This window comes from Streptomyces sp. NPDC093261, from assembly GCF_044753645.1.
Taxonomy (GTDB): Bacteria; Actinomycetota; Actinomycetes; order Streptomycetales; family Streptomycetaceae; genus Streptomyces.
Window position 1 is genome coordinate 415863 of sequence record NZ_JBIVNO010000001.1, and the last position, 26860, is coordinate 442722.

The window sequence follows — 26860 nt, forward strand, 5'->3', positions numbered from 1 at the left end:
GGAGTTAGCGTTGCGGTGTGTCCTACTTCGACGCCGCCTCCGCCGCTCCGCTGCATCCCGTCGCCCGTCAGGCCCTGCTGGCCTCCGTGGACGAGGGGTGGGCCGACCCCGCCCGGCTGTACCGCGAGGGACGGCGGGCCCGGCTGCTGCTGGACGCGGCGCGTGAGACCGCCGCCGAGGCGGTGGGCTGCCGCCCGGACGAGCTGGTGTTCACCTCATCGGGCACCCGGGCGGTGCACTCCGGGATCGAGGGAGCGCTGGCCGGCCGCCGCCGGGTCGGACGTCACCTGATCGTGTCCGCCGTCGAACACTCCTCTGTCCTTCATTCGGCGGAGGCGTTCGAGGCAGCGGGGGGAACGGTGACCCGGGTGCCGGTCTCCCGGGCGGGCCGGGCCGAGGCCGAGGCGTACGGGGCGGCGCTGCGCCCGGACACCGCCCTGGCGTGCCTGCAGTCGGCCAACCACGAGGTGGGCACGGTGCAGCCGGTGGCCGAGGTGGCCGAGGTGTGCCGGACGGCCGGGGTGCCGCTGCTGGTGGACGCCGCGCAGTCACTGGGCTGGGGCTCGGTGGAGGGCGGCTGGTCGCTGCTGACCGCGAGCGCGCACAAATGGGGCGGGCCCTCGGGGGTCGGGCTTCTCGCCGTCCGCAAGGGCGTGCGGTTCGCGCCTCAAGGACCCGTGGACGAGCGGGAGTCGGGACGGGCGGCCGGCTTCCAGAACATCCCGGCCATCGTGGCGGCCGCGGCGTCGCTGCGGGCGGTGCGGACGGAGGCGGCCGAAGAGGCGGCCCGGCTGCGGGGGCTGACGGAGCGAATCCGGGCCCGGGTGCCGGAGCTGGTGCCCGATGTGGAGGTGGTGGGCGACCCGGTCCGGCGGCTGCCCGGGATCGTCACCTTCTCGTGTCTCTATGTCGACGGGGAGACGGTGCTGCACGAGCTGGACCGGGCGGGCTTCTCCGTCTCGTCGGGCTCGTCCTGCACCAGCAGCACGCTGACCCCGAGCCATGTGCTGAAGGCGATGGGGGTGCTGAGCGAGGGCAACGTCCGGGTGTCGCTGCCGCCGGGGGTCGCGGCCGGGGAAGTCGACCGGTTCCTTTCGGTGCTGCCGGGCGTGGTGGCGACGGTGCGCGAGAAGCTCGGCGCCCCGGCTCCGCGGACGGCCGCGCACGAGGAGGCCCTCGTCGTGGACGCCCTCGGCAAGCGGTGCCCGATCCCGGTGATCGAACTGGCGAAGGTCATCGGGGACGTCCCGGTGGGCGGCACCGTACGCGTGCTCGCGGACGACGAGGCGGCCCGGCTCGACATCCCGGCGTGGTGCGAGATGCGGGAACAGCAGTTCGTGGGCGAGGAGCCGGCGGAACGGGGCTCCGCCTATCTGGTCCGCCGGCTCTCCTGAACCGCCCCGTATGGTCTCCATCGCCCCGCAGGCGGGCGGGTCCGGCGGTCAGGCCAGGTGTTCCTGGACCTCGAGCGCGGCCTCGTCGCCGTAGGCCTTGGTGAAGCGGTCCATGAAGTGGGCCCTGCGCAGCTGGTACTCCTGGGTGCCCAGCGTCTCGATGACCAGGGTCGCGAGCATGCAGCCGACCTGGGCGGCGCGCTCCAGCGAGACACCCCAGGCGAGGCCCGACAGGAAGCCCGCGCGGAAGGCGTCGCCGACACCCGTCGGGTCGACCTTGGCCGTCTCCTCGGGCACGCCGACCTCGATCGGGTCGTCGCCGGACCGCTCGATGCGCACGCCCCGCGAGCCGAGCGTGGTCACCCGGTGGCCCACCCGGGCCAGGATCTCGGTGTCACTCCAGCCGGTCTTGTTCTCGATGAGCCCCTTCTCGTACTCGTTGGAGAAGAGGTAGGTCGCCCCGTCCAGCAGTATCCGGATCTCGTCGCCGTTCATCCGCGCGATCTGCTGCGAGAAGTCCGCGGCGAAGGGGATGGACCGGGAGCGGCACTCCTCCGTGTGGCGCAGCATCGCCTCAGGGTCGTCCGCGCCGATCAGCACCAGGTCCAGGCCGTCCACCCGGTCGGCGACCGTCTTGAGTTCGATGAGCCGGGCCTCGCTCATCGCGCCGGTATAGAAGGAGCCGATCTGGTTGTGGTCGGCGTCGGTGGTGCAGACGAAGCGGGCCGTGTGCTGGGTGTCGGAGATCCGGACGGAGGCCGTGTCCACCCCGTGCCGGTCCAGCCAGGCACGGTACTCGTCGAAGTCCGAGCCTGCCGCGCCGACCAGGACCGGCCGGGTGCCGAGCTGACCCATGCCGAAGGCGATGTTCGCGCCCACTCCGCCCCGGCGTACGTCGAGACGGTCGACCAGGAAGGACAGCGAGACCGTGTGCAACTGGTCCGCGACGAACTGATCGGCGAAACGACCGGGGAAGGTCATGAGGTGGTCGGTGGCGATGGAGCCGGTGACTGCGATACGCACGGCGAGGACACGCTCCTGTGGAGGAGGGGGGATTGACAGTTCACGCTACCCGGTCGACCCGTTCCACTGAAGCAGGCGAAACTACCCAATAGTAGATCTTTCGCCTTCGCCTTCAGCGTGCCTACGGTTCCGCTATGACGAAGCCCGAATTCCACGGCACCGGACCGCTTGATCCCGAGGGAGGCCTGGCGGCGCTGCGCGGCGACTGCGCCCGGATGGTCCCGCACTGGGCCCCGCCCGGCAAGAGCGCCTCCCGGCCGGTCTCCCCCTCCCTGATCCACGGCGTCAGCGTGCCGCCCGCCTCGGCGCGTCTGCTGGAGGCGATGTCCGACTACGGGGACTGACCGGTCCGCCTCCGGGAACGCGCCCGGGTCCCCTCGGCCCCGGGCGCGCCATGAGGGAACCGCGCGCTCCCCCCGCGCGTCCCATCGCCGTCCCCTTTGATGGGGAGGCGGGGTACGACCTCTGGGTGCTCCTTTCGGGTGCGGCGGGGTCCTCCGGGACAGCAGTGGAGCCGAAGGAGCGATGCGGTGAGCACCGAGCGACCCGACGACACGAACGGCGCACCCGACGTCACCGAGGACACGGGCGCTGCCACGCCGCGCCGGCGCTCCCCCGCGGTGGTCGCCTCGGTCGCGGCGGCGGTTCTGCTCGTCGGCGGCGGCGGGGCCTTCCTCGCCGCGAGCGCGTCCGGCGGGCTTGGCGGCTCCCCGGCGCCGGGCGGCGACGGCACTCCCCCGGCCCTGGCCCTCGACGGCTCGAGCGAGGGCGCCACACCGGGCATCGCCGTGGGCGAGCCCAACCCCTACGGCACCACGTACACCGTCCGGGGCACGCTCCCCGACGGGCCGAGGTCGGCGCCGGTGTACTGGGCGAAGGGCCGGGTGACCCAGGACCAGGTGGCCCGGCTCGCCAAGGCGCTGGACCTCGGCGGCACTCCGAGGCTCGTCAAAGACACCTGGCAGGTGGGGGCGGCGAAGGACAGCGCGGAGCCGAATCTGCGGGTCAACCGGGACGGACCGGGCACCTGGACATTCAGCTCCTCTGTGCCGGGCACCGACAACTGCCCCCGGGGCACGATGTGCCGGCCCGTCGGGTCCGGGACCGCGGGGGTGCGGCCGGGCCCGGTGAGCGAGGAGGCGGCGCGGCAGGCGGCCGCTCCCGTGCTCAAGGCTGTCGGCCAGGACGACGCGAAGCTGGACGCGTCCCAGCTCATGGACCGGGTGCGGGTGGTGAACGCCGAACCGGTGGTGGGCGGGCTGCCCACGCACGGCTGGACGACCGGGCTGCGGATCAGCTCCGAGGGCAGGGTCATCGGCGGCAGCGGCAATCTCGTGGCACCGGTGAAGGGGGCCGTCTATCCCGTGCTCGGCGCGCGCAAGACGCTGGACCTGATGAACGGCGCGCCGTCGTCGTACGGCCGCAAGGGCATCGGCGGCTGCCCCGGACCCGTACCGGTCAGGGACCGGGACGAGAAGCCGTGCACGGCGGGCCCGGCCGCCTCGCAGCGTGCGTCGGCGTCCGTGGAGGGCGCGGTGTTCGGACTGGCCGTGCACGCGGTGAGCGGGAAGGCGGTGCTGGTGCCGTCATGGCTGTTCGCGGTGCGGGGGACGGGGGCCTCGGGGAGCGGCGACACCTTCACGGTGACGTATCCCGCGGTCGATCCGCGGTATCTGGTGGCCCCTCGGCCGACGGGCGGGGCGAGCGGGGCGCCGGTCCCGCAGCCGAGCCCGTCGACGAGCGGACCGGGGAACCGGCCCTCACCCGCGCCGACGCACCGTGAGGTGAAGGTGCTGGGCTACACCGCCGACGGCCGGGACCTCACCATCGCCTACGAGGGCGGGGTGTGCGCCGACTACGCGGCATTCGTGCGTGAGGACTCCGACCGGGTGACGGTGACCGTGACCGAGACGCCCTGGCAGGGCAGGGTCTGCGCCATGATCGCCAAGATCTACCACACGACGCTGCACCTGAACGCGCCGCTCGGCGACCGCCGGGTGGTGGACTCGGACGGCACGCCGATCCCCAAGGACTCGGCGGACACGCTGCCGAAGGCGTCGACGGGCGGGGCGGGGTCGATGGCCCCCCGCTGACGACGGTTCCCGCAGAACGAAGGCGGCGTCCCCGCGGAGGGGACGCCGCCTTCGTGCATCAGCGCGTACCGGTGAGGCGCCGGCTTGCTCAGCTGAAGGAGTCGCCGCAGGCGCAGGAGCCCGTCGCGTTCGGGTTGTCGATGGTGAAGCCCTGCTTCTCGATCGTGTCGACGAAGTCGATGGTGGCGCCGCCCAGGTACGGGGCGCTCATCCGGTCGGTGACGACCTTGACTCCGCCGAAGTCCTTCTCCACGTCGCCGTCGAGCGAGCGCTCGTCGAAGAAGAGCTGGTAGCGCAGGCCGGAGCAGCCGCCGGGCTGGACCGCGACCCGCAGCGCCAGATCGTCACGGCCTTCCTGGTCGAGCAGGGCCTTGACCTTGGCCGCGGCGGCGTCGGTCAGGATGATGCCGTCGGTGACGGTGGTGGTCTCGTCCTGTACGGACATCTACATCTCTCCCGGGTTGTACGGAGACTGCTTGCCGACGAGTGCAACCGGCATGGCCACGGATTCATTCCAGGCCGAGCGCGTTTCTTCTCGCTTCCCCCCTTCATGCTCGCACATGCCCCGGAACATGGACACCGGCCTGTGGACGGCCGGGTGACACCGCCGCGCCCCCGTCGTACGGCCTGCGTACGGGCCTGCGTACCGCCGCCGTATGAGGCGTGGAGTGCCGCCAGGCGACGGGGCGGATCGCCGTCGTACGGCTTGGGGCCTCTGGGGCGGGCAGCGGACCGGGCCGGGATTCACGTCACATCGACACTATGGCCATCGTCAAACTGACATGAAGCGGTTATGATAGATAGCGTCAATTCGACGAAAAGGCTTTGTCCCGCATGTCCCGCCGTCCCTCTTCGGGCGGCGAGCCGCAGAACAGAAAGGGTGCGTGAGGTGACCACCGCCCAGACCCAGGAGCTCGACGTACAGCCGACGCCCCTCGCCCTCCTGCTGCTCGGCCGTGAGGCCGACCCCAAGAGCGAACGGGGAGTCGAGTGTCCCGGCGACCTGCCCTCGCCGTCCGACCCGGACCTGGTCGCGCGCGCCCGCGCGGCCAAGGAGAAGCTCGGCGACAAGGTCTTCGTGCTCGGCCACCACTATCAGCGCGACGAGGTCATCCAGTTCGCCGACGTCACGGGCGACTCCTTCAAGCTGGCCCGGGACGCGGCGGCCCGCCCGGAGGCCGAGTACATCGTCTTCTGCGGTGTGCACTTCATGGCGGAGTCGGCTGACATCCTGACGTCGGACGACCAGAAGGTCGTCCTGCCGGACCTGGCGGCCGGCTGCTCCATGGCCGACATGGCGACCGCCGAGCAGGTCGCCGAGTGCTGGGACGTGCTCACCGAGGCGGGCATCGCCGAGCAGGTCGTCCCGGTCTCGTACATGAACTCGTCCGCGGACATCAAGGCGTTCACCGGCAAGCACGGCGGCACCATCTGCACGTCGTCGAACGCCCGGCGGGCCCTGGAGTGGGCGTTCCAGCAGGGGGAGAAGGTCCTCTTCCTGCCCGACCAGCACCTGGGCCGCAACACGGCGGTGCGCGACATGGGCATGTCGCTGGACGACTGCGTGGTCTACAACCCGCACAAGCCGAACGGCGGGCTGACCGCCGAGGAGCTGCGCGCCGCGAAGATGATCCTGTGGCGCGGTCACTGCTCGGTGCACGGCCGCTTCAACCTCGAGTCGGTGAACGACGTGCGGGAGCGGATCCCGGGGGTGAACGTGCTGGTGCACCCGGAGTGCCGGCACGAGGTCGTGGCCGCCGCGGACTACGTCGGTTCGACGGAGTACATCATCAAGGCGCTGGAGGCCGCCCCCGCGGGCTCCAAGTGGGCCATCGGCACGGAGCTGAACCTCGTCCGCCGGCTGGCGAACCGTTTCGCGCCGGAGGGCAAGGAGATCGTCTTCCTCGACAGGACGGTCTGCTTCTGCTCGACGATGAACCGCATCGACCTGCCCCACCTGGTGTGGGCGCTGGAGTCGCTGGCCGAGGGCACCCTGGTCAACCGCATCGAGGTGGACAAGGAGACCGAGGCGTTCGCGAAGCTCGCCCTGGAGCGGATGCTCGCGCTGCCGTAGCCGCTCGCCGGGCCGGCTCTCCGTCCGCCCGCACACGCCAAGGCCCGGCTCGCACGTTCGTGCGGGCCGGGCCTTCGGTCACTCATACCCGGGGCACTACACCCCCGCGGGCTCCGGCTCCCCGGACTCCGCCTGCTCGACCGGTGCCCCCGCCTTCTTCGCCCGCTTCGCCGCCCTCTTCTTCGCGCGGCGCTCCTTGCGGAGCTCCAGCGTCGCGTAGAGGGTCGGCACCAGCAGAAGCGTCAGCAGCGTCGACGTGACGAGGCCGCCGATCACCACCACGGCCAGCGGCTGGGCGATGAAACCGCCCTCGCCCGTGACACCCAGGGCCATCGGGAGGAGCGCGAAGATGGTGGCCAGGGCCGTCATCAGGATCGGGCGCAGACGGTGGCGGCCGCCCTCGATCACGGCCTCCACCACGCCGTGGCCCTGCTTGCGGTACTGGTTGATCAGGTCGATCAGCACGATCGCGTTGGTCACCACGATGCCGATCAGCATCAGCATGCCGATCATCGCCGGCACGCCCATCGGGGTGCCCGTGGCGACCAGGAGACCGATCGCGCCGGTCGCCGCGAACGGGATGGAGACCAGCAGGATCAGCGGCTGGGCCAGGCTGCGGAACGTGGCGACCAGCAGCATGAACACGATGGCCACCGCGGCCAGCATCGCGAGGCCCAGGTTCTTGAAGGCGTCGCTCTGGTCCTGCGAGACACCGCCGATCTCGGCCTTCGCGCCCGCCGGGAGCTTCAGCGCCTTGATCTTCGCCTGGAGGTCCGCGCTCACCGCGCCCGTGTTGTCGCCGGTCGGGCGCGCCGTGATCGTCGCCGCGCGCTGGCCGTCGATCCGGGTCATCGACACCGGGCCGTCCACCAGCTTCACCGTCGCGATGTCACCCAGCCTCACCGGGCCGAGCTGAAGCTGCTTCAGCTGGTCCAGCGTCTGCGCGGGCTTCGCCGCCTTGATGACGATGTCCCGCTCGGTGTCGTCCAGGATCGCCTTGCCGGTCGTGGTGCCCTGCACGGCCTGGGCGACCGCGGCGCCGAGCGTCTGGTCGTTGAAACCGGCCGCCGCCGCGCGGGAGTTGGCCTGGACCGAGACGCGCGGCACGCTCTGCGCCAGGTCGCTCGACACATCCGTGACGTCCTTGAGCTTCGCGACCTCGGCCCGGACCTGCTCCGACGCCGTGCGCAGCACATCCGCGTCGGCCGCCTTCACGACCACGCTCAGGTCCTGGTTGCCGAACCCGTCCCCGGCCGACACCGTGGTCGTACCGATCCCGGAGAGCCTGGCCAGACCGTCCTCGACGCGGGTCTGCACGTCCTTGTACTTCGCGGAGTCGTCCAGCATGACCGTGTACGACGCCTGGTTGCTGCCGGTGCCCCCGCCGAAGGCGGCCATGAAGCCGGACGAACCGACGGTGACCTGGTAGTCCTTGACGCCCTTCACCCCGGAGAGCATCTGCTCGACCTTCTTGGCCTGGGCGTCCGTCGCCGCCAGGCTCGTGCCCGGCCTGAGCTTCTGCTTGACGGTGAGCACCTGCTGCTCGCCCTGGTCGAAGAAGTTCGTCTTCAGCAGCGGCGCCATGCCGAAGGTGCCGATCAGAACGACCGCCGCGATGGCCACGCTGGTGAGGCGGCGACGGGTGGCGAAGCGCAGCACCGGCACGTAGAAGCGCTGGAGCCGGCTCCTCGCCTCCTTCTCCTCGGCGACCCGGCGCGCCTCGCCCGCGTCCTCGGGCATGGTCTTCGGAGCGCGCAGGAACCAGTACGACAGGACCGGGACGACCGTCAGCGACACCAGCAGCGAGGCCAGCAGGGCCGCCGTCACGGTGAGGGAGAACGAGCCGAACAGCTCGCCCACCATGCCGCCGACCAGACCGATCGGCAGGAAGACCGCCACCGTCGTCAGGGTGGACGAGGTCACCGCGCCGGCCACCTCGCGGACGGCGGTGAGGATCGCCGTCTGCCGCTCCTCGCCGTAGCCGAGGTGCCGCTTGATGTTCTCCAGGACCACGATCGAGTCGTCGACGACCCGGCCGATGGCGATGGTCAGCGCGCCGAGCGTGAGCACGTTCAGCGACACGTCGCGCGTCCACAGCACGATCAGGGCCAGCACGACCGACAGCGGGATCGAGACCGCCGTGACGAGGGTGGAACGCACCGAGGCCAGGAAGAGCAGGATCACCAGGACCGCGAAGAGCAGACCCAGCGCGCCCTCGGTGGTCAGACCGTCGATGGACTTGGAGACCGCCGGTCCCTGGTCGCTGACCACGGTGATCGTGGAGCCGGAGCCGAGGTCCTTGCGCAGGTCCGGCAGCTTGTCCCGGACGGCCTTGGAGATGGCGACCGCGCTGCCGTCGTGGTCCATGGTGACGGCCACGGCGAGGCTCGGCTTGCCGTCGGTGCGGGTGATCGAGTCGGCCTTGGCCTCCTGCTGCCGGACCGTGGCGATGTCACCGAGGCGTACGGGCTTCTTGCCGGGCTCGCCGGTGACCATCAGGTCCTCGATCTGCCGCAGCGAGGTGAATCCGCCGCCGACCTGGACCGTGCGGTTGCCCCCGTTCTCGTCGAAGGAGCCCGCGGGGACCGTGGCGCCGCCCGCCTGCAGGGCCTGGCCCAGTGCGGCCGGGGTCAGCCCCGACCGGGCGAGCTTCGCGTTGTCGGGCGTGACCGTGACCTGAAGGTCCCGTACGCCGTTGACGGTCACCTGGCCGACGCCCGAGATGTCCTTCAGCGCGGGCACGACGGTCTTGTCGAGCTGGTCGGACAGGGCCTGCTGGTCCTTGTCCGAGGTGACGGCGAGAACGACGGTCGGGATGTCGTCCGTCGAACCGGCGATCACCTGCGGGTCGACCGAGTCCGGGAGCTTGATGCGGGCCCGGTTGACGGCCTGCTGGACATCGGCGACGAGCTGCTTGGTGTCGTTGCCGTAGTCGAAGGACGCCATGATGACGGCGTTGCCCTCGCTCGCCGTGGAGGTGACGCCCTTGATGCCGGAGACGGCCTGGAGGGTGTTCTCGAGGGGCTCGACGACCTGCTTCTCGACCACGTCGGGGGACGCCCCCTGGTACGGCGCCAGGACGGACACGACGGGCAGGTTGATGGTGGGCAGGAGCTGCTGCTTGAGCTGCGGGATCGCGATCGCCCCGAAGACGAGCGCGACGATGGACATCAGCGCTATCAGGGCCCGTTGCGCGAGGCTGAATCGTGACAGCCAGGACATGGGTCGGCGTCTCTCTCTGTGGCTGAGCGGAAGGTCAGGGGCACACAGGTGCGCCCCCTATTACCCTGAGGCATCGCACGGGGTGGTTCCCTCGCCCCGAGGTCCCGTTCCTCGGGCCCCTCCTACTGCGGGCGCAGTACGGCCCGACGGAGCCCGCTCCACCCGTGGATGTAGCGGGCCCGGCCCCGCTCACTCCACCCTCGGACGCACCAGCCCCGACTCGTAGGCGATGACGACGAGTTGGGCCCGGTCGCGTGCGCCCAGCTTGGCCATGGCCCGGTTGACATGCGTCTTGACCGTCAGCGGGCTGACCTGAAGACGTACGGCGATCTCGTCGTTGGAGTGGCCCCCGGCGACCTGGACGAGCACCTCGCGTTCCCGGCCGGTCAGCGTGTCCAGCCGGTCGGAGCGGGCCGGGTCGCGTCCGTCGTCGTCGCCCTGGGCGAGGAAGCGGGCGATCAGTCCCTTGGTGGCGGCGGGGGACAGCAGCGCCTCGCCGCCCGCCGCGACCCGGATGGCGTTCAGCAGCTCCTCCGGCTCGGACCCCTTGCCGAGGAACCCGGAGGCCCCGGCGCGCAGTGACTGCACGACATAGTCGTCGACCTCGAAGGTCGTCAGGATGACCACACGGACGTGGGCGAGGGCGGGGTCCGCGCTGATCAGCCGGGTCGCGGCGAGACCGTCCGTCCCGGGCATCCGGATGTCCATGAGGACCACGTCGGCGCGCTGCTCCCCGGCCAGCCGGACCGCCTCCGCGCCATCGGACGCCTCGCCCACCACCTCCATGTCCGGCTCCGAGTCGACGAGGACCCGGAAGGCGCTGCGGAGCAGCGCCTGGTCGTCGGCGAGCAGGACACGGATGGTCATACGGGCCCTCCCTGGGCGGCGGTCACACGCTCTCCCCGGCTGCGGTCGTCGTGCGCGTCTCGAGCGGCAGGATCGCATGGACCCGGAACCCGCCTCCGTAGCGGGGACCGGCGGTGAGGGCTCCGCCCAGGGCGGTGACGCGCTCCCGCATGCCCAGCAGCCCGTGCCCGCCGTATCCGTCGTCGTTCTCGGGCCCGGTGTCCTCGCCCGTGCCGTCGTCGAGGACCGTGATCTCCATATGCGGTCCCACCCGGACCACGCTGACCTCGGCCTTCGCCGTCTGGCCGGCGTGCTTCTGCACATTGGTCAGGGCCTCCTGGATCACCCGGTACGCGGCCAGGTCGACGGCCGCGGGCAGGACGGTGCCGTGGTCGGCGCGAGCGACCTCCACGGGGAGCCCGGCGTGGCGGAAGGTGTCGGCCAGCTCGTCGAGTCGGGCGAGGCCGGGGGCGGGCTCGGTGGGTGCCTCGGGGTCCCCGGACTGCCGCAGCAGACCGACGGTGGCGCGCAGCTCGTTGAGCGCGGACCGGCTGGCCTCGCGGACATGGCCGAGGGCCTCCTTCGCCTGGTCGGGGCGCTTGTCCATGACATGCGCGGCGACCCCGGCCTGGACATTGACCAGGGCGATGTGGTGGGCGACCACATCGTGCAGATCCCTGGCGATGCGCAGCCGCTCCTCGGCGACCCGGCGGCGGGCCTCCTCCTCGCGGGTGCGTTCCGCGCGTTCGGCGCGCTCCCTGATGGCGTGCACGAAGGCGCGGCGGCTGCGGACGGCGTCGCCCGCGGCCGCGGCCATGCCGGTCCAGGCGAAGAGGCCGAGGTTCTCCTGGTCGTACCACGGCAGGGGACCGCCGAGCATGGCGGCACCGGTGAGCACCGTCATGGTGAGCAGGCCGACGCGCCAGGTGGTGGGGCGGTCGGTGGTGGAGGCGACGGTGTACAGGGCGACGACCGCGGACATCGCGACGGGGGCGCGCGGGTCGGCGGCGACCAGTTCCACGAGGGAGAGGGCGACCGTGACCGCGAGGACGGCCAGGGGCCGCCGGCGCCGCAGGATGAGCGCCGCCGCACCGAGCACCATGAGGGCGAGGCTCAGCACACCCGGGCTGCGTGGGCTCCAGTCCGCGCCGTGCTCGCCATGGGGGTCGACGAAGGAACTGGCCACCATGGAGACGAGGACGCCGAAGGCGAGGGCGGCGTCCAGCGCGAGGGGATGGGCGCCGATCCGGCACCAGGTGCGTTCCAGGGGGCTCACGGGTTCACGGTACGGGGGGCCTGCGGCGGGCGGAACCAGGGTGGTGGGGCCCCGGAGAAGGGGCGCCTTGAACGCACCTGGGAGTGCCGAGCGACCCCGGGCTGCCGAGAGGGCCCGGAGCCGCCGAAGGGACCCGGAGCCGCCAAAAGGGACCGGGCCCGCCGAAAAAACCGGAGCCGCCGCAAGGGACCCGGAGCCGCCGAAGGGCCTGGGGATGCGAAGGGACCGGCACCCGGAGGTGCCGAACCCCTCAGCCCGGGATCAGGCCGTCGTCGTTCAGCATCTCGCGGACCTCCGCGAGGGTGGCCTCCGGCGACGGCAGGATCAGCTCCGACGGTTCCAGGGAGTCGTCCGGCAGCGGGGCGCCCAGCCGGCGCACCGCGTCCAGGAGGGCGTTCAGCGTGCGCCGGAAGCCCTCCTCGTCGTCCCTCTGCATCTCCCGCAGCAGCTCGTCGTCCAGCTTGTTGAGCTCGGTGAAGTGGGTGTCGTCCAGCTTCACCTGCCCCTCCCCCATGATCCGTACGATCATGTGGCCCTCCTGTCGGCGTGGGACCCGGTGGATGACAGCGTTACGTGAGGTGACGGTCCGCCGAGCGTCACTGCTTGTCGAAGCGCGGGGTGTCCTGCGGCTGGGACTGGGACTGCCCCTGGCCCGTGCCACCCTCCAGCGCCTGCCGCTGGTCGGAGGCGCCTCCCGCCAGCTCCGCCTTCATGCGCTGAAGCTCCAGCTCCACGTCCGTACCGCCGGAGAGCCGGTCCAGCTCCGCCTGGATGTCGTCCTTGGCCATACCGGAGGGGTCGTCCAGGGCGCCGGAGGCCAGCAGCTCGTCGATGGCGCCGGCGCGGGCCTGGAGCTGTGCCGTCTTGTCCTCGGCGCGCTGGATCGCGAGGCCGACGTCGCCCATCTCCTCGGAGATACCGGAGAACGCCTCGCCGATCCGGGTCTGTGCCTGGGCCGCCGTGTACGTCGCCTTGATGGTCTCCTTCTTGGTGCGGAAGGCGTCCACCTTGGCCTGGAGGCGCTGGGCCGCCAGGGTCAGCTTCTCCTCCTCGCCCTGCAGGGTCTGGTGCTGGGTCTCCAGGTCCGTCACCTGCTGCTGGAGCGCGGCGCGCCGGGACAGCGCCTCGCGGGCCAGGTCCTCGCGGCCGAGCGCCAGCGCCTTGCGGCCCTGGTCCTCCAGCTTGGAGGACTGCTGCTGCAACTGGTTGAGCTGGAGCTCCAGGCGCTTGCGGCTGGTCGCCACGTCCGCGACTCCACGGCGCACCTTCTGGAGCAGCTCGAGCTGCTTCTGGTACGAGTAATCGAGGGTCTCGCGCGGGTCCTCGGCCCGGTCAAGGGCCTTGTTCGCCTTCGCGCGGAAGATCATCCCCATACGCTTCATGACACCGCTCATGGGCTTCGCGCGCCCCCTTCTGACGGACTCCAGCTCACAGGTCTGCGACAGGACCCACAGTACGGGCCCTGCATCCATTACCGCACTGTTCGGGGACGGATGCGGTCATCCCCAAGGACGACTGCGTACGGTCCCGCTCCGGCGTAGGGAGTAGGTGTCCCCCGAGGTTACGTACAGGGAGACGCCCGGATTCCCTCGGCCGGCTTCCGGAAGAACGCCGGCTGTCCTCCTTTTTGAGGGCCTCTGTCCCCCTACAGACGAGCGGTGTTGCCGGATCGTTCCCCAGCCGGCTGGGGTCCATGCGGGGGAACCCCGTACCCTTGGGTTTTGTGTTCCGTAGCCGTGCCAAGGAAGAGAAGGCCCCCGCCGACAAGGCGCCGGTGACCGACTCCAAGCAGCCCCGTGACCCGCAGGCCAAGAAGGGCCGGCCCACGCCCAAGCGCAGTGAGGCCCAGTCCCAGCGGCGCAGCGTCGCCAACACGCCGATGACGCGCAAGGACGCCGCGAAGCGCCAGCGCGAGGAGCGCCGCGTCCAGATGGAGCGGCAGCGACAGGCGCTGGCCGGCGGTGACGAGCGGTATCTGCCGGCGCGGGACAAGGGCCCGGTCCGCAAGTTCGCCCGCGACTACATCGACGCGCGCGTCAACATCGCGGAGTTCTTCCTGCCGATGGCCGTGATCATCCTGGCGCTGAGCCTGGTGAAGGTGACCTCGCTGCAGAACATCGCGCTGCTGCTGTGGCTCGTCGTCATCGTCCTGATCGTGGTCGACTCGATCTTCTCCGCGTTCCGGCTGCGCAAGCGGCTGAACGAGCGCTTCCCCGACCGGAACAAGAAGGGCGCGATCGCCTACGCGCTGATGCGCTCCCTGCAGATCCGCCGATTCAGGCTACCGAAGCCGCTGGTCAAGCGCGGAGAGCGGCCCTGAGCGCGGATTCTCTCTCCGGGGATGCGGTCGGTGCCTGGCCGGACAGGCCGGGCGGTTTGCGTGATGTCGTACGGCAGGAGCTGGTAGGCCGGCAGCTCGACGAGCAGATAGCCGGGCGGTTCCCCGTCGGGCAGCGGCTGCGGGTGCTCGACGTGGGGATGGGCCGGGGCACCCAGGCGCTGCGCCTGGCCCGCGCCGGGCACCGGGTCACCGGGCTCGAACAGAATCCGAGGATGCTCGCGGTGGCCCGCGAGGCCCTGTCCGGGGAGCCCGAGGGCATCCGGGAGCGGATGCGGATCATCGAGGGGGACGGGCGCGACACGGGGGTGCACTTCCTGCCGGGCAGCTTCGACGTGGTGCTGTGCCACGGGGTGCTCATGTACGTGGACGAGCCCGATCCGCTGCTGGCGGGGCTGGCGCGGATGCTCGCGCCCGGGGGACTGCTGTCGCTGCTCGTGCGGAACGGGGACGCGCTGGCGATGCGGCCGGGGCTGTCCGGGAACTGGGACACGGCGCTCGCCTCCTTCGGCACCACCGCCTGCTCCCCCACTCCCGACTCCGCTCGAGCGGGGGGATCCCCATCCCCCCTGGGCCCGGGTGTGCGCGCCGACCGGCTGGCGACGCTGACCGCGACGCTCGCCGGGATCGGGGCTCCGCTGCACGCCTGGTACGGGGTGCGGGTCTTCACGGACACGGCGCCCGACGACGCGCCGCTCCCCGCGGACGTGGAGCGTCTGCTGGCCGCCGAGGAACGGGCGGGACGCACGGATCCGTACCGGGGCGTGGCCGCGTTGCTGCATCTGTGCGGGGTACGCGGCTGAGCCACGGCCGGCCGCCTCGTTCGGACGCGCAGGAAGAGCCCGGGAACCCTCCCGAGGGGAGACTCGGGGCATGGACGCTACCCGTGCCCGTGCCGTTCGGCGGTGCGTTCCGTTTCTCCTGTGGTGTCTGGTCCTGCCCGGCTGCACCGGCTCCGGGCAGCCGGCCCCGACCGAGCACCCGACCAACGCGCAGGCCCCCTCCCCCACGACGGCCAACGATCTGCAGAGCGACTACCAGCGGGTCATCAAGAACGTGCTGCCGTCGGTGGTGCAGATCCAGGCCGGCGAGGCCCTCGGGTCCGGGGTGGTCTACGACGGCAACGCGCACATCGTCACCAACGCGCATGTGGTGGGCAGCAGCAAGAAGTTCAGGGTGACCACCGCCAACAGCCAGCAGGTGCTCACCGCGAGCCTCGTCTCCTCGTATCCGCAGCAGGATCTCGCCGTCATCCGGCTGGACCGGACGCCGCAGGGCCTGCGGCCGGCTGTCTTCGGCGACTCGGCCAGGGTCCAGGTGGGTCAGATCGTCCTCGCCATGGGCTCACCGCTCGGGCTGTCGTCGAGCGTGACCGACGGGATCGTCTCGGCGACCGGACGGACCGTCAGCGAGGGGAACAGCGAGGGCGGTACGGGCGCCACCATCGCGAACATGGTGCAGACCTCGGCGGACATCAACCCCGGCAACAGCGGGGGCGCGCTCGTCGATCTGAACGGCCAGGTCATCGGCATCCCCACGCTCGCCGCCGTCGACCCCGAACTCGGCAACGGCGCGGCGCCCGGCATCGGGTTCGCCATCCCGGCGTCCCTGGTGAAGGCGATCGCCGACCAGATCATCAAGAGCGGCCGGGTCACCTACTCGGGACGGGCCGCGCTCGGCATCACCGGCCGCACGGTGGTGAACGGCGCCTATCAGCCGGTTGGAGTCGCGGTGGTCGAGGTCCAGCCGGGCGGCGCGGCCGACAAGGCGGGATTGAGGGCCGGGGACGTCATCACCAGGCTGGGCGACCGGGACGTCACCACGATCACCTCGCTCGCGGAGGCGCTCGCCGGCGACAGGCCGGGACAGCGGACGACCGTCACCTTCACCCGCGACGGCGGCCGGCGGACGGTCGCCGTCACCCTGGGCGAGCAGTAAGGGGGCCCGGGGCGGGCAGTAGGCGGGACCCCGGGCGGGCAGTAGGCGGACGGCAGCGGATGACGGGTCGGGGCGGGCGAGGGCCGTACGGCCCCGTCCGCCCCGCGCGTGCGTGCGTCCCCGGCTACGACTCGTCGGCGCGCAGGCTCATGGGCCCGTAGATCTCCGTCGAGTCCTCGTACAGCCGCACCCGGTCGGCGCCGCCGTCGAGCAGTTCCCTCCAGTGCTCCCCGATCCAGGACTCGGCGTCCCCCTGCGTGGTGAACTCCTCGGGCACGACCGCGGGCTGGACCTCCGCCCCGTCGGCCTTCTCGAACCGCCACGTCCATGCCGCCATGTACGCCTCCCAGATGTGAGCACATGCAGAGCACCGGCCGGATCCTGGTCCGGCCGCTGTCCTGAGCCTAGCCGGACGCGCAAGACCTGCGGCGACCCGGGAAAATCGGGTCCGTGGAACTGACTCTGCTCGGCACCGGTGCCCCCGCGGGACTCCCCCGCCCCGACTGTCCCTGTGCGGCCTGCGCGCGTGCGCTCGGCCCGGAGGCGCGCGCGGCGACCTCGCTGCTGGTGGACGGCACGCTGCTGCTGGACCTGACGCCGGGTGCGGCGTTCGCGGCCGCACGTGCCGGGCACTCTCTGGCCGGGGTACGCCAGGTACTTCTGACCCACCCGCACGAGGGGCCCCCGGTGGAGGTCCCGGCGGGTCTGCCGCAGCCCGCACGGGTGCCGGACGGGCGGGAGCTGGCACTGCTGACCGGGCACCGGGTGCGGGCCCTGGCGATGGACGCGCCGGGCACGGGCTACGCGGTGACGGGCCCGGACGGGATGCGGCTGCTGTATCTGCCGCCGGGCGGGGCGCCCGCCGGCCTCGTGGGGCCGGTGGAGCCGTACGCCATGGTGGTCGCCGACGTGGTGGGGCGGCCGGACGCGGTCGCGAGGCTGCGGGCGGTGGGGGCGCTCGGGCCGACCACCGACGTCATCGCCGTGCACCTCGACCACGACGTGCCGCCGGGCGCCGAGCTGCGGCGGCGGCTCGCGGCCGCGGGGGCGCGGGCGGTGCCGGACGGGACGACGCTGGCCGTGGGAGCCTACGACCAGGTCCCTGACGTGCCGCGGCGCACGCTGGTGCTGGGCGGGGCGCGCTCGGGCAAGTCGGTGGAGGCCGAGCGGCGGCTGGAGGCGTTCCCGGACGTGCTGTACGTGGCGACCGGCGGAACGCGGGGCGGGGACACGGAGTGGGCGGCGCGGGTGGCCGCGCACCGGGAGCGACGGCCCGGCTCCTGGCGCACCACCGAGACCTGCGACCTCCTGCCGCTGCTGAAGGAGGAGGGGCCGCCGCTGCTGATCGACTGCCTGTCGCTGTGGCTGACCGACGCGATGGACGCGGTGGACGCGTGGGACGACGCGGAGTGGGCGGACGGCGGCGAACGGGCCCTGCGGACGCGGGTGGAGAAGCTGGCGGCGGCGGTGCGGGAGACCCGCCGGAAGGTCGTCGCCGTCTCGAACGAGGTGGGCTCCGGCATCGTCCCGGCGACGGCGTCCGGCCGCCGCTACCGTGACGAACTCGGCCGTCTGAACGCGGCGTTCGCGGCGGAGTGCGAGCACGTCCTGCTGGTGGTGGCCGGGCAGGCGCTCACGCTACGGGGATGAGGGCGGCGTGCGCGCGATGACCCGGTAGGCGCCGGAGAAGCGGATGCGCCGCAGCGGCGGTGCCGGGGCGCGGTCCGGCACCGGCAGGGCACCGGCCGGCGTCGGGGCGAGGGCGCCCGCCGGCACGTACGGCGTCTGCGGCGCGCGGTGGTCCGTGGCGACGATCGCGCAGCCCAGGGCCTGGAGTTCGGCCAGCAGATTGGCCGGCGGCACGAGGTGGAGGCGGTGCGGCTCCCCGTGCGGGAACCACCGCCCGCCGAGCAGCCGGCCGAACGCGCGCCCGGGGTCGATGGCCTCGACGAGCAGGTGACCGCCGGGGCGCAGCACGGTCAGGGCGGCGCGCAGTTCCGCGCGCGGGTCGGGGGCGCGCTCCAGGTGGTGCACCATGCTGACGACGTCGTAGCGGCAGCGCAGACGCGCGAGGATCGCCGGGTCGGTGAGGTGTCCGCGGTGAGCCTCCTCGACCCGGCCCGCGGCCCACGCCCGGTGGACGCGCCACGTGGGGTCCAGTCCGTCGAAGGAGGTGTAGGGGTGGATCTCCCTGGCCGCTTCGGGGAAGTGGCCGTGCCCCGTGCCGACGTCGAGCCAGCTCTCCGGCTCCGGGAGGGACAGCAGCGCGCGGGCGGCCGCCCGGTGGCGCCGGGCGCTCGCACGGGCGCCGAGGAAGCGCTCGGCGAAGCGGTGGCGCTCCCGGCTGCCGTCGGGGGCGTCGGAGTCGTGGCGGGCGCGTTCCCCGGCGGCGGGGCGGGGGTTGCGGAAGACATGGGCGCAGTCCCGGCACTCGTCGACGCCGAGGGCGCCCGGCCGCACCGGGTCCGGGGCGGCGCTCGGCCGGGTGCGGACGCGGATGCGCAGTCGTGTGGAGCCGCACCACGGGCAGTCCTCGCGGCGCGGCTCCGGCGGGCGGGCGGGGTCCGGGGCGGGTTCACCGCGGCGTTCGGCGCGGTGCGCGGCGGCCGTCCGTGGGGTGCGGCGCATGGGCGGCTCCTGTGGCGACGGGGGTGGCGGCTGGGGGCGGGCGGGACGACGGAGGACCGCGGCGACAGGGGTACGGCCGCGACCACGGGGGTGCACAGCCGTACATGCACAAAAGGTACGTACGGGACACCACTCAGTGGTGCAATGACGTGCCGTCGACGTGGCGCCTCAACGCACGATCAGGGCCGGTACTGTTCGACCAATGAGCTCGCTTAATCTCGACGACTTCACCGATCTGATCGAGCGCCCCGACAGCGGGGTGCGCCGCGACGCGGAGGCGCGCAGGGAGCGTCAGATCGTGCCGCCCGGGGCACTGGGCCGTCTGGACGACCTGGGTGAGTGGCTGGCGGCCGCGCAGTCCGCCGTACCCGTGCGGCCGATCGAGCGACCGCGCGTCGTGCTGTTCGCGGGTGACCATGGCATCGCCTCACTGGGGGTGTCCGCGCGGCCGGCGGGCAGCGCGGACCGGCTGGTGCGGGCGGTACTGGAGGGCGCGAGCCCGGCGTCGATCCTGGCGCGGCAACTGAACGTGCCCGTGCGCGTGGTCGACTTGGCGCTCGACTGCGATCCGGACGAACTGCCCGGGGATGTCGTACGGCACCGGGTGCGGCGCGGCAGCGGACGCATCGATGTCGAGGACGCGCTGACGCCCGAAGAGGCGGAGGCGGCGTTCCGGGCGGGGACCGCGGTCGCCGACGAGGAGGCGGACGCCGGGACCGATCTGGTGGTCCTCGGTGACCTGAGCGTCGGCGGGACCACGCCGGCGGCCGTGCTGATCGCCGCCCTGTGCGGGACGGACGCGTCCGTGGTGACCGGGCGCGGGGGGCTCGCGATCGACGACCTGGCGTGGATGCGCAAGTGCGCGGCCGTACGGGACGCGCTGCGGCGGGCCCGGCCGGTGCTGGGCGACCAGTTGCAGCTGCTCGCCGCGGTCGGCGGGGCCGATCTGGCGGCGATGACGGGCTTCCTGCTGCAGTGCGCCGTGCGCAGGACCCCGGTGATCCTGGACGGGGTCGTGTCGGCGGCGTGCGCGCTGGTCGCGCAGCGGATCGCGTTCCGCGCGCCGGACTGGTGGCTGGCCGGCCAGAACAGCGGGGAGCCCGCGCAGGCCAAGGCACTGGACCGGATGGCACTGGAGCCGCTCCTCGACCACGGCGTGACCGTCGGCGAGGGCACCGGCGCCCTCCTGGCACTCCCCCTGATCCAGGCCGCCGCCGCCCTGGCGGCAGAACTCCCGGAGACGGCCACGGAGGCCCGGGGCGACGAGTAGCTCAGGGGGGCCTGGGAGGGTGCGCGGCAGGCGGGCACGGCAAGCCCCCGCGGGCGGGCGGCGGGCACGACAGGCGGCCATGGGCCGGCGACGGGCACGCACAAGCCCCCACGGGCCGGCGGTCAGGGCGTGCCCGGCCGACGGACGCGGGAAGCTGTCGGGGCGTCAGGAGCCGCCTGGGCGTGCGCAGTTGCTCGGGGCGGCTCGCCGCCCGGGCAGCGGAGTTGCCCGGGCGCGACGCGCGGGCCGGACACGGCGGATGGCCCGCGGACGACAAGCGGCCCGACGCGCGGCCGGGCGTAAGGAGTCGCCCGGGTGTGTGGAGTCGCCCCGGGAGACGCGCGACCGGACGTGGCGTGCGGTGAGGCCCGGCGGGCAGCCGGGAACGACGAGCACCGAGGGGCCGCAGCGGCCGGCCGACAAGCAGCCCAAGGCGGAGCGCGGCCCTCCGGGGGCCGGCCGGACACCGGCAGCGGCGGGACGCCGCAGCCGGCGGGTGCGAGAAGCGGCCCGGCCGTGATCACCAGCCGGACACGACCAGCGGCCTGAACCTGACGAGCGACCAGGCGCGCCGACGGCGGCCGAGGATGACGTGCGGTCGGCTGTGCGGCGAAGGGGGTCCGATCCGGCGGATTCCGTCCCGCACCGCTCCCCCGCGCACACCCGGCCGCCCCATATCATCGCCCTTCATGGGAGATGCCCGTTTCACCATGGAACAGGAACGCACGGTTCGGCCGGGGGGCGAGCCACGGCGGTCCAGTCGGGCCTCCCGGCGGGCCGCCGCATGCGCCGTCTGGTACCTGCGCGCCGTCACCTTCATCAACTTCCTCTCCGCCGTCTGGGTCTCCCTGGGGCAGGACGTACGGCGACACAACCAGGAGAACCTCTTCACCCCGTACCTGCTGACCGCGGGATTCGCCTCGGGCGTCTTCACGATGTTCCTCGCCGTCACCATGCGGCGGCGCAAGCGGGCCGCATGGATCCTCAACCTCGTGCTCAGTGGCCCGTTCCTGCTGCTGTTCGCCTTCGCCATGAGCTTCCCGGAGATCCGGCAGTACGCGCAGAACTGGGTCTCCCTGGTGCTCACCGCGGGCTTCGTCGGTGCCCTTCTCGTCGGGCGGCGCGAGTTCTACGCCAAGGGCGACCGCTCCAACCCGCGGCTCGCCGCCGTGGTCGCCGTCGGCGGTCTGCTCGCCTCCTCGCTGCTCGCGGCGCTCCTGGTGACCGTCACCAACACCGCGCACGACCCGCACCGCTCGACCTTCCTGGACCGGTGGCGCTACGGCACCCTGCGCCTGGTCTCCGTCGCCGCCGACGAGTCGCACTACCCCGGTATCACCACGCCGAACTGGGTCAACGTCACGATCAACGTCTTCAGCACGCTGCTGGTCCTCGCCGTGCTCTACGCCGCCTTCCGCTCCCGGCGCGCCGTCGACCCCCTCACGGAGGACGACGAGAAGCGGCTGCGGGCGCTGCTCGCCCGGCACGGCGAGCGGGACTCGCTCGGGTACTTCGCGCTGCGCCGGGAGAAGAGCGTGATCTGGTCCCCCACCGGCAAGGCCGCGGTCGCCTACCGCGTCGTCGGCGGTGTCTCGCTCGCCTCCGGCGACCCGCTCGGTGACCCCGAGGCCTGGCCCGGCGCCATCGAGCCCTGGCTCGCCGAGGCCCGGGCGCACGGCTGGATCCCGGCCGTGATGGGCGCGAGCGAGGAGGCCGGGACCGTGTACGCGCGGCACGGGCTGGACGCGCTCGAACTCGGTGACGAAGCCCTCGTGGACATCGGCGAGTTCACCCTCGAGGGCCGGGCCATGCGCACCGTCCGCCAGGCCTACAACCGGGTGCGGCGCGCCGGGTACACGGTGCGTATCCGGCGCCACGAGGACATCCCCGCGCAGGAGATGGCGTATCTGCTGGAGAAGGCCGACGACTGGCGGGACGGGGCCACCGAGCGCGGGTTCAGCATGGCGCTGGGGCGGCTCGGCGACCCGCAGGACGGGCAGTGCGTGATGCTGGAGTGCGTGGACGCCGAGGGCCGGCTGCGGGCGCTGCTGTCCTTCGTGCCGTGGGGCCCGCGCGGGCTCTCGCTCGACCTGATGCGCCGTGACCGCGACTCCGACAACGGGCTGATGGAGTTCATGGTCATCGAACTCCTGCGCCGCGCCCGCGAGATCGAGATCACCCAGGTATCGCTCAACTTCGCCATGTTCCGATCCGTCTTCGAACGTGGTGCGCGCCTCGGTGCCGGACCGGTGCTCAGGCTGTGGCGTTCGCTCCTCAGCTTCTTCTCGCGCTGGTGGCAGATCGAGTCGCTGTACCGGGCCAACGCGAAGTACCGGCCCATCTGGGAGCCCCGGTTCCTGCTCTTCGAGAAGAGCGCGGACCTGCTGCGCATCGGCGTCGCCTCGGCGCGCGCCGAGGGGTTCCTGGAGGCTCCGGGACTGCCGAAGTGGCTGCACCGCAAGCACCTTGAGTCGCACAGATGAGAAGCACCGGACGATGAGAATCACCGGACGATGAGGAGCACCGGACGATGAGGAACGCCGGATGAACGCCCTCGCCCGCCTGGCCCGCGCCGAATGGGGACTGCTGTACGTCACCGTGCGCCAGGCCCTCGCGCGACGGAGCCGGCGGGCGGTCCCGATGACGCTGACGGCCGTGTGCCTGACATCGGTCCTCCAGTTCGTGCAGAACCAGCCGTGGGGCTTCGGGTTCGTACAGCACATCGGGTCCGTACGGGCCGAGGAGCCGCTCCATCTGGCCCTGCTGCGCACCCCGCTCTCCCTCTTCGTACCGGCCCTCGATCTGCCGGTGTGGGGGGCACTGCTCCAGATCCTGTGCGTGTTCGGGATCGCCGAGATCTGTCTGGGCTGGTGGCGCACGCTCGGCATCGCGTACGCCACCACCCTGTCCGGCACGCTCTACGCGCGCATGGGAGTCCAGTGGGGAGCGCATCATCCGCTGGGGCTGCTCCCGACGGACGCGCAGGTCGTCGACACCGGTCCGTCGGCGGCGGTGATCGGGCTGGCCCTGTTCCTGTGCTGGCGGTACCAGGCCTATCTGACCGGAGGCGTGGTGACCGCGGCGATGATCGGCGAACTCCTGATCAAGGACAACCTCGCGGGCAAGGAGCACATCGCCGCGATCGCCGCGGTGCTGGTGCTGTGCGGGATGTCGGCGCTCAGCCGCTACTGGCGCTGGGGCACCCGGGTGTCCTGTGAGTCGGGCCTGCCGCCGATCCAGTCCTGAAGTCTGCGGCTGGGGACCGCCCAGCGGCGGTCGTGGTGGTAGGCCCGCAGGCCCGCCCGGGCGCGGGCGTGCGGCCGGCGGCGGTAGAACCGTCTGGCCCACGGGGAGCCGGGGCGGGCCAGCCGCACGGCGCCGATCACGGCGACCAGCGGGACGATCACGCCGAAGAGCGCGGTGCGCGCCTTGCCCTTGCTCAGGGCGAGCAGCGAGAAGAGGAAGTTCGCGCCGACGCTCGCGATGACGGTGCCGCGGTCGTGCAGCTCGCTCGCGGAGACGTCGTTGACGCCGAACGGCGCGAAGCCCGCGAGGACCAGGCCGACCAGCGCCGCCGTGAGCACGACGATCTCGACGCTCTTGCGGCCCTCCGCCGTCCAGTAGACGTCCGCGAGGTGCAGGATCAGCGCGAACTCGTCCAGGACCAGGCCCGCCCCGACGCCGAAGAGGATCGCGCACACACCGGAACCCGGGCCATGGCGGCCGGCAAGCGCGCCGAAGCCGCCCACGACGACGAGGACGACACCGGGGACGACGTGGTGGACGTGCACGCCACCGGCGCTCACGTTGCCGAACGGCCCCTTGCCCGCCCGGATGAGACGGGTGACGACCCGGGTGACCACGAACGTCAGCACGAACGAGGCCAGCGCGAGCAGCAGCGGGAGCTTGCCCGGCTCGACGATGTTGCGCTCCAGCCAGTGGCCCATGGGGAAAGTGTGCCCGCGACGGCCCCGAACCGCCTGTCACGGCCGCCCCGAGCAGGGCCGTCCCACGGAAGCACGGCCGCCTGCCCACGCACGGCCGCCCCACGGAAGCACGATCCCACCCCTCACGTACCCTTCGCCCGTGTCCAAGACCCCGCGCCTGCACGGCCTCCGCTTCGCCTTCGGCACCCTCACCGTCCTGCCCGTCACGGTGACCCGCTGGGACCGCCCGGCCGCACGCGGCGGCATGGTGTGCGCGCCGCTCGCCGGAGTGGTGGTCGGGGTCCTCGCCGGGCTGCTCGGCGCGGTCCTGCTCCTGCTGGGCGCGGGTCCGCTGACGGCCGCCGTCGCCGGCGCCGCCGTACCGGCCGTGCTGACCCGGGGCCTGCATCTGGACGGGCTCGCCGACACCGCCGACGGACTCGGCAGCGGGAAGGCCGCCGAGGACGCGCTGCGCATCATGAAGCAGTCGGACATCGGCCCGTTCGGCGTGATCACTCTGGTCCTGGTGCTGCTCGCCCAGGTGGCGGCCCTCGCCCAGGCGTACGGCACCTCCTGGACGCGAGGCCTGCTGGCCGCCGTCGTCTCGGCGACCGCCGCGCGGCTCGCCCTCACCCTGGCCGCGCGCGAGGGGGTGCCGGCCGCGCGGCCGGAGGGGCTGGGGGCGGCGGTCGCCGGGGTGGTCCCGGTGGGGGGCTCCCTCGCCGCGGGGCTCGCCGTGACCGCGGCGGCGGCGGCCGGGGGCGCGCTGTTCGGCCTCTACGGCGCCGTCCGTGCGGCGGCCTCGGTGGTGGTCGCGGTGGCCGCCGCGGAACTGCTGCTGCGGCACTGCGTCCGGCGGTTCGGCGGAGTGACGGGTGATGTCTTCGGCGCTCTCGCGGAGACGGCCGCGACGACCGCGCTCGTCGTCCTGTCCCTGGGCTGATCGTCCACGTCCGGGCCCCACGACGGGCCAGGGCGCCGGGGTCGGACCGGGAGGAACCGGCAGACATCATGAAAAACCATCACCGAAAACGGTGGGCGGGCCGCTCGCGGGAAGCCCCGGTGTGATCCGGGCCACCGATCGGCCGGGCGGCAGACGGCCAAGGCACCACGAAGAGGTGAACACCCAAGGGAACGAGCGCACCGGCCACCGCGCGTAGGCTCGTGCCGGGTGTTTCCCTGCCCAGGTGAAGACCGAACGATCGGAGCAATCTAGGGTCGGGTCCCGGGCCGGTCGACCCCATCCCGTTCGGCCACCGAAACTCAATCGGAAGCGAGATTTCACCACCGTGACTGCTCTCACTCTCAGCACCGCCGCGGCGGCCGGCCTGCGCGCCGACGCGATCGTGGTCGGTGTCGCGAAGGGCGCCGAGGGCCCGGTCGTCGCACCGGGCGCCGAGGCCGTGGACCAGGCGTACGACGGCAGGCTCGCCGTCGTCCTGGAGACTCTGGGCGCCTCGGGTGCCGAGGGCGAGGTGACGAAGCTGCCCGCACCCTCCGGCTTCAAGGCTCCCGTCGTGGTGGCCGTCGGCCTCGGTGCCGCGCCGGAGAAGGACGAGTCCTACGCCGCCGAATCGCTGCGCCGGGCCGCCGGTGCCGCCGCCCGTGCGCTCGCCGGTTCCAAGAAGGCCGTCTTCGCGCTGCCGCTCACGGACGCCGCCGACGCCGGCGTCATCGCCGAGGGCGCGCTGCTCGGCGCGTACTCCTTCGACGCGTACAAGGAGAACGGCAAGAACTCCAAGAACGGCAAGGCTCCGCTCGCCGAGGTCGCCCTGCTCGGCGGCAAGCCGCGCGACAAGGCCTACAAGGCGGCCGTCGAGCGCGCCATCGCGGTCACCGAGGAACTCAACCGCGCCCGCGACCTCGTCAACATGCCGCCCAACGACCTGAACCCGGCGGCCTTCGCGTCCCTGGCGCAGACCGCGGGCAAGGAGCACGGCCTCAAGGTGCAGGTGCTCGACGAGAAGGCGCTGGCCAAGGGCGGCTACGGCGGCATCCTCGGCGTCGGCGCGGGCTCGGCCTCCGGGCCGCGCCTGGTGAAGGTGTCGTACACGCACCCTGAGGCGAGCAAGCACCTGGCACTGGTCGGCAAGGGCATCACCTACGACTCGGGGGGCATCTCGCTCAAGCCGGCCGGCCACAACGAGACCATGAAGTGCGACATGAGCGGCGCGGCGGCGGTCTTCGCCGCGGTCGTGGCCGCAGCCCGGCTCGGTCTCGAGGTCAACGTCACCGCCTGGCTCGCCCTGGCCGAGAACATGCCGTCCGGCTCGGCCACCCGCCCGGGCGACGTGCTGCGCATGTACAGCGGCAAGACCGTCGAGGTCCTCAACACGGACGCCGAGGGCCGTCTGGTGCTCGCCGACGCCCTGTGGGCGGCGTCGGAGGAGGACCCCGACGCGATCGTGGACGTCGCGACCCTGACCGGCGCGATGATGCTGGCGCTCGGCAGCCGCACCTTCGGGATCATGGCGAACGACGACGCGTTCCGCACCGCGATCCACGAGGCCGCCGAGGAGGTCGGCGAGGAGTCCTGGCCGATGCCGCTCCCCGAGCACCTGCGCAAGGGCATGGACTCCCCGACGGCCGACATCGCCAACATGGGCGAGCGGATGGGCGGCGGCCTGGTCGCCGGTCTGTTCCTGAAGGAGTTCGTCGGTGAGGGCATCACCTGGGCCCACCTCGACATCGCCGGCCCGGCCTTCAACGAGCAGGCCCCCTTCGGCTACACCCCCAAGGGCGGCACCGGTTCGGCGGTCCGCACCCTGGTGCGGCTCGCGGAGCTGACCGCCGCGGGCGACCTCGGCTGACGCCCGCACGCAGTGACGCGCA

At 72.6% G+C, this 26860-nt stretch carries 23 protein-coding genes; 13 read left to right on the forward strand and 10 right to left on the reverse strand.

Annotated features, from left to right (window positions below; genetic code table 11):
• Window positions 1-17 precede the first annotated feature (17 nt).
• Window positions 18-1394, forward strand: coding sequence for a cysteine desulfurase/sulfurtransferase TusA family protein (locus ACIP94_RS01935; protein WP_402418115.1), 1377 nt, complete (start codon window positions 18-20; stop codon window positions 1392-1394).
• A 48-nt stretch (window positions 1395-1442) separates the two neighbouring features.
• Here ACIP94_RS01935 and ACIP94_RS01940 read toward each other — a convergent pair whose 3' ends face one another.
• The gene (locus tag ACIP94_RS01940; RefSeq protein WP_402418117.1) at window positions 1443-2417 is read right to left on the reverse strand and encodes a carbohydrate kinase family protein; all 975 of its coding nucleotides are present in this window, start codon (window positions 2415-2417) and stop codon (window positions 1443-1445) included.
• A gap of 134 nt (window positions 2418-2551) precedes the next feature.
• Between ACIP94_RS01940 and ACIP94_RS01945 the strand changes: the two genes are divergently transcribed.
• Both ACIP94_RS01945 and ACIP94_RS01950 read left to right on the forward strand, forming a co-directional pair.
• Window positions 2552-2761, forward strand: coding sequence for a hypothetical protein (locus tag ACIP94_RS01945; RefSeq protein ID WP_402418119.1), 210 nt, complete (start codon window positions 2552-2554; stop codon window positions 2759-2761).
• Between the two features lie 186 nt (window positions 2762-2947).
• On the forward strand, window positions 2948-4510 hold the full coding sequence (locus ACIP94_RS01950; protein WP_402418122.1) for a hypothetical protein: 1563 nt from the start codon (window positions 2948-2950) through the stop codon (window positions 4508-4510).
• Between the two features lie 88 nt (window positions 4511-4598).
• Here the strand turns inward: ACIP94_RS01950 and ACIP94_RS01955 are convergent, their stop codons facing one another.
• Window positions 4599-4955 carry an iron-sulfur cluster assembly accessory protein gene (locus ACIP94_RS01955; protein WP_055491910.1) on the reverse strand — a complete coding sequence of 119 codons (357 nt, stop codon included), beginning with the start codon at window positions 4953-4955 and terminating at the stop codon, window positions 4599-4601.
• A gap of 444 nt (window positions 4956-5399) precedes the next feature.
• Here ACIP94_RS01955 and nadA point away from each other — a divergent pair, with 444 nt between their 5' ends.
• Window positions 5400-6584: a quinolinate synthase NadA gene (nadA, locus tag ACIP94_RS01960; RefSeq protein ID WP_402418125.1), complete on the forward strand. Its 1185-nt coding sequence runs from the start codon at window positions 5400-5402 to the stop codon at window positions 6582-6584.
• A 96-nt stretch (window positions 6585-6680) separates the two neighbouring features.
• Here nadA and ACIP94_RS01965 read toward each other — a convergent pair whose 3' ends face one another.
• The 5 genes from ACIP94_RS01965 to ACIP94_RS01985 all read right to left on the reverse strand — a co-directional run bounded on the left by ACIP94_RS01965 (window position 6681) and on the right by ACIP94_RS01985 (window position 13322).
• Entirely contained in the window at window positions 6681-9806 is a 3126-nt protein-coding gene (locus tag ACIP94_RS01965) for an efflux RND transporter permease subunit (RefSeq protein ID WP_402418128.1), read from the reverse strand.
• Between the two features lie 189 nt (window positions 9807-9995).
• Window positions 9996-10673, reverse strand: a complete 678-nt coding sequence (locus ACIP94_RS01970) for a response regulator (protein WP_402418131.1) — start codon at window positions 10671-10673, stop codon at window positions 9996-9998.
• 22 nt (window positions 10674-10695) lie between these two features.
• Window positions 10696-11928 carry a sensor histidine kinase gene (locus ACIP94_RS01975; protein ID WP_402418134.1) on the reverse strand — a complete coding sequence of 411 codons (1233 nt, stop codon included), beginning with the start codon at window positions 11926-11928 and terminating at the stop codon, window positions 10696-10698.
• A 250-nt stretch (window positions 11929-12178) separates the two neighbouring features.
• Window positions 12179-12457: a hypothetical protein gene (locus ACIP94_RS01980; RefSeq protein WP_402418137.1), complete on the reverse strand. Its 279-nt coding sequence runs from the start codon at window positions 12455-12457 to the stop codon at window positions 12179-12181.
• A 67-nt stretch (window positions 12458-12524) separates the two neighbouring features.
• The gene (locus tag ACIP94_RS01985; protein ID WP_402418139.1) at window positions 12525-13322 is read right to left on the reverse strand and encodes a PspA/IM30 family protein; all 798 of its coding nucleotides are present in this window, start codon (window positions 13320-13322) and stop codon (window positions 12525-12527) included.
• Window positions 13323-13621: 299 nt separating this feature from the next.
• Here ACIP94_RS01985 and ACIP94_RS01990 point away from each other — a divergent pair, with 299 nt between their 5' ends.
• From ACIP94_RS01990 to ACIP94_RS02000, 3 genes are all read left to right on the forward strand, one after another.
• On the forward strand, window positions 13622-14248 hold the full coding sequence (locus ACIP94_RS01990) for a DUF3043 domain-containing protein (RefSeq protein ID WP_402418142.1): 627 nt from the start codon (window positions 13622-13624) through the stop codon (window positions 14246-14248).
• 80 nt (window positions 14249-14328) lie between these two features.
• Window positions 14329-15069 (forward strand): class I SAM-dependent methyltransferase, encoded by a 741-nt coding sequence (locus ACIP94_RS01995; protein ID WP_402420299.1) that lies wholly within the window; start codon window positions 14329-14331, stop codon window positions 15067-15069.
• Window positions 15070-15139: 70 nt separating this feature from the next.
• A complete protein-coding gene (locus ACIP94_RS02000; RefSeq protein WP_402418145.1) occupies window positions 15140-16204 on the forward strand; it encodes a S1C family serine protease in 1065 nt (354 codons plus the stop codon).
• A 124-nt stretch (window positions 16205-16328) separates the two neighbouring features.
• Here the strand turns inward: ACIP94_RS02000 and ACIP94_RS02005 are convergent, their stop codons facing one another.
• Complete coding sequence (locus tag ACIP94_RS02005) at window positions 16329-16541, reverse strand: hypothetical protein (RefSeq protein ID WP_402418148.1); 213 nt, start codon at window positions 16539-16541, stop codon at window positions 16329-16331.
• A 113-nt stretch (window positions 16542-16654) separates the two neighbouring features.
• On the opposite strand from ACIP94_RS02005, the gene ACIP94_RS02010 reads away from it, so the two are divergent.
• Window positions 16655-17854 carry a bifunctional adenosylcobinamide kinase/adenosylcobinamide-phosphate guanylyltransferase gene (locus ACIP94_RS02010; protein WP_402418151.1) on the forward strand — a complete coding sequence of 400 codons (1200 nt, stop codon included), beginning with the start codon at window positions 16655-16657 and terminating at the stop codon, window positions 17852-17854.
• On the opposite strand, the gene ACIP94_RS02015 is transcribed toward ACIP94_RS02010, so the two are convergent.
• The gene (locus tag ACIP94_RS02015; RefSeq protein ID WP_402418154.1) at window positions 17843-18832 is read right to left on the reverse strand and encodes a class I SAM-dependent methyltransferase; all 990 of its coding nucleotides are present in this window, start codon (window positions 18830-18832) and stop codon (window positions 17843-17845) included. The genes ACIP94_RS02010 and ACIP94_RS02015 overlap by 12 nt on opposite strands.
• Before the next feature lie 202 nt (window positions 18833-19034).
• Here ACIP94_RS02015 and cobT point away from each other — a divergent pair, with 202 nt between their 5' ends.
• The 3 genes from cobT to ACIP94_RS02030 all read left to right on the forward strand — a co-directional run bounded on the left by cobT (window position 19035) and on the right by ACIP94_RS02030 (window position 23348).
• Entirely contained in the window at window positions 19035-20102 is a 1068-nt protein-coding gene (gene cobT, locus ACIP94_RS02020) for a nicotinate-nucleotide--dimethylbenzimidazole phosphoribosyltransferase (RefSeq protein WP_402418157.1), read from the forward strand.
• 710 nt (window positions 20103-20812) lie between these two features.
• A complete protein-coding gene (locus ACIP94_RS02025) occupies window positions 20813-22585 on the forward strand; it encodes a phosphatidylglycerol lysyltransferase domain-containing protein (protein WP_402420302.1) in 1773 nt (590 codons plus the stop codon).
• A gap of 61 nt (window positions 22586-22646) precedes the next feature.
• Complete coding sequence (locus tag ACIP94_RS02030) at window positions 22647-23348, forward strand: hypothetical protein (RefSeq protein ID WP_402418161.1); 702 nt, start codon at window positions 22647-22649, stop codon at window positions 23346-23348.
• Here the strand turns inward: ACIP94_RS02030 and ACIP94_RS02035 are convergent.
• The gene (locus ACIP94_RS02035) at window positions 23288-24049 is read right to left on the reverse strand and encodes a hypothetical protein (protein ID WP_402418164.1); all 762 of its coding nucleotides are present in this window, start codon (window positions 24047-24049) and stop codon (window positions 23288-23290) included. The genes ACIP94_RS02030 and ACIP94_RS02035 overlap by 61 nt on opposite strands.
• Window positions 24050-24188: 139 nt before the next feature.
• On the opposite strand from ACIP94_RS02035, the gene ACIP94_RS02040 reads away from it, so the two are divergent.
• Together ACIP94_RS02040 and ACIP94_RS02045 are read left to right on the forward strand one after the other, a co-directional pair.
• The gene (locus tag ACIP94_RS02040) at window positions 24189-24971 is read left to right on the forward strand and encodes an adenosylcobinamide-GDP ribazoletransferase (protein WP_402418166.1); all 783 of its coding nucleotides are present in this window, start codon (window positions 24189-24191) and stop codon (window positions 24969-24971) included.
• Between the two features lie 346 nt (window positions 24972-25317).
• Window positions 25318-26838, forward strand: coding sequence for a leucyl aminopeptidase (locus ACIP94_RS02045; protein WP_402418168.1), 1521 nt, complete (start codon window positions 25318-25320; stop codon window positions 26836-26838).
• The last annotated feature ends 22 nt before the right edge of the window (window positions 26839-26860 follow it).